Annotated in this window: 3 protein-coding genes; all 3 read left to right on the top strand. The window is 68.5% G+C overall.

Annotated features, from left to right (window positions below; translation table 11 throughout):
* On the top strand, positions 1-963 hold a 963-nt coding region (gene dacB / locus WB785_RS16845), incomplete at its 5' end, for a D-alanyl-D-alanine carboxypeptidase/D-alanyl-D-alanine endopeptidase (RefSeq protein ID WP_424080452.1).
* On the top strand, positions 960-2,009 hold the full coding sequence (locus WB785_RS16850) for a zinc-dependent metalloprotease (RefSeq protein WP_424080454.1): 1,050 nt from the start codon (positions 960-962) through the stop codon (positions 2,007-2,009). The genes dacB and WB785_RS16850, both read left to right, overlap by 4 nt.
* Positions 1,988-2,665: tRNA lysidine(34) synthetase TilS (gene tilS / locus WB785_RS16855; protein ID WP_424080453.1), on the top strand; the 678-nt coding region annotated here is incomplete at its 3' end. The genes WB785_RS16850 and tilS, both read left to right, overlap by 22 nt.

Raw genomic sequence — 2,665 nt, forward strand, 5'->3', positions numbered from 1 at the left:
GACCAGCCCGGCACCATCGTGCTGGTGGGCGGCGGCGACCCGACGTTGTCCGCGGCTCCGCCCGGCCAGGACACCTGGTATCACGGAGCGGCCAGAATCAGCGACCTCGCCGATCAGGTCCGTCGAAGCGGAGTGACACCCACGTCGGTGCAGGTGGACACCTCGCTGTTCAGCGGCCCGACCATGGCGCCCGGTTGGGATCCGGCCGATATCGAGGGCGGCGACATCGCGCCGATCGAATCGGTCATGCTCGACGCCGGACGTATCCAGCCGGCGACCGACCAGTCCCGCCGGTCGGTGACCCCAGCCCTGGACGCGGGACACGCGCTGGCCGCCGCGCTCGGCGTTGACCCGCAGCAGGTGACCATCGCCCGCCATCCCGCATCCTCCGGCGCGCGACAGCTGGCCGCGGTCCGGTCGGCTCCCCTGATCGAGCGGCTGAACGAGATGATGAGCATCTCCGACAACGTGATGGCCGAATGCATCGCCCGTGAGGTGGCGGCGTCAATGCAGCGGTCGCTGAGTTTCACCGGCGCCGTGGACGCAGTGACCAACCGATTGAACACCGCGCACGTCGACACCGGCGGCGCGACGTTGCAGGACTCCAGCGGCTTGTCGGTCGAGGACCGCCTCACCGCCAAGACCCTCGATGCTGTGGTGCAAGCGGCGGCCGGGCCCGATCAGCCTGCGCTGCGGCCGCTGTTGGATCTGCTGCCGATCGCCGGTGGCAGCGGAACACTGTCCGATCGATTCCTGGACCCGGCCGCCACCGCCGGGCCTGCTGGGTGGTTGCGGGCCAAAACCGGTTCGCTGACTGCCACGAACGCGTTAGCTGGTGTGGTGACCGACCGCAGTGGACGGGTGTTGACCTTCGCGCTGATCTCCAACGACGCCGGCCCCACCGGCCGCACGGCGATCGACGCGGTGGCGGCCACTCTGTGGTCGTGCGGGTGCGCGACATGACCGCGTCGGCGGAATTGACCGTCGGGCGGGCTGTCGACTGGGGATTCGCAGCGACGGTCGGCCAGTTTCTGGCCCGTCCCGGCCCGCCGTCCACCGACTACACCCGTCGCCAGGTGATCGAAAACCTGGCTGCCGCAGCCAAGGCGGCTGAACCGCCGGTCCGCGAGGTGACGGGTCTGCAGACCAACGGCGCGGTTCCCGAGGCTCGCATTGTCGACCGGCCGGGGTGGGTCCAGGCGGCTGCTGAGTCGATGCGGGTGATGACCGGCGGCACCGACAAGCCGCGGAGCATGGTCTCCGGTCGCGTCACGGGCGCGCAAACCGGTGCCGTGCTGGCGTTCGTTGCATCGGGGATTCTTGGCCAGTACGACCCGTTCAACGACGGCGGGTGTCTGCTGTTGGTCTATCCCAATGTCATCGCGGTGGAACGGCAATTGCGGGTGGAGCCGTCTGATTTCCGGTTGTGGGTGTGCCTGCATGAGGTCACACATCGGGTGCAGTTCACCGCCAATCCGTGGCTGTCCCAATACATGTCGCAAGCGCTGGGTGTATTGACTCAGGAGAGCGGCGAAGACGTGGCTCAGGTGGTGAGCCGACTGGCGGACTTTGTCCGCGGCCGCGGCGACTCGTCACCAGCCGGCACCGACGCGCACTCGACGGGAGTGCTTGGATTGCTGCGTGCGGTGCAATCCGCACCGCAACGTGAAGCCCTGGATCAACTGCTGGTGCTCGGCACACTTTTGGAGGGCCACGCCGATCACGTGATGGATGCCGTTGGGCCCGTGGTGGTTCCGTCGGTCGCAACCATTAGGCGCCGCTTCGACGAGCGTCGTCACCGCAAGCAACCTCCGCTGCAACGGCTGCTTCGCGCATTACTGGGTATCGACGCCAAACTGAGCCAATACACCCGGGGCAAGGCGTTCGTCGACCATGTGGTGGGCCGCGTCGGGATGGAGCGGTTCAACACCGTCTGGACCGGTCCGGACACCCTGCCCCGGCCCGCTGAGATCGAACACCCGCAACGATGGATCGACCGGGTGCTGTAGCCGAACTCCGCTCGGCTGTGGCGGCGTTCGCCAAGGAATATCTCACCACCGCCGACCGCTGGTGTGTGGCGCTGTCCGGGGGCCCGGACTCGTTGGCGCTCACCGCCGTTGCGGCCGGCCTGCTGCCGACCACCGCGCTGATCGTGGACCATGGTCTGCAAGCCGGCTCGGCGGCGGTGGCCGCCACTGCGCAACGCCAAGCCAAGGAATTGGGATGCGTTGAGGCACAAGTGTTTTGCGTACAGGTAAGCGGCGATGGCGGTCCGGAGGGCGCCGCGCGCAATGCTCGCTACCGCGCGCTGGAGGCGGCTCGTCGCGATCGTCCGGTGCTGTTGGCCCATACCCTCGACGACCAGGCCGAGACAGTGTTGCTCGGGCTGGGACGCGGTTCGGGAGCTCGATCGATCGCCGGAATGCGCCCCTACGACCCGCCGTGGTGTCGACCGTTGCTTAGTGTCCGGCGCAGCGTGACGCACGCCGCGTGCGCGGAGCTGGGCCTGACCGCCTGGCAGGACCCGCACAACACCGACCGCCGTTTCACCCGGACCCGGCTGCGCCATGAGGTCCTGCCGTTGCTGGAAGAGGTGCTCGGCGGTGGCGTGGCCGAGGCGCTGGCGCGCACCGCCACCGCGCTGCGCGCGGACACCGAACTGGTC

Source organism: Mycobacterium sp. (genome assembly GCF_049585075.1).
Lineage (GTDB): Bacteria > Actinomycetota > Actinomycetes > Mycobacteriales > Mycobacteriaceae > Mycobacterium.

Coding starts and splice junctions, on each gene's coding strand:
- WB785_RS16850 (WP_424080454.1), top strand. CDS start 960: ATGACCGCGTCGGCGGAATTGACCGTCGGGCGGGCTGTCGACTGGGGA.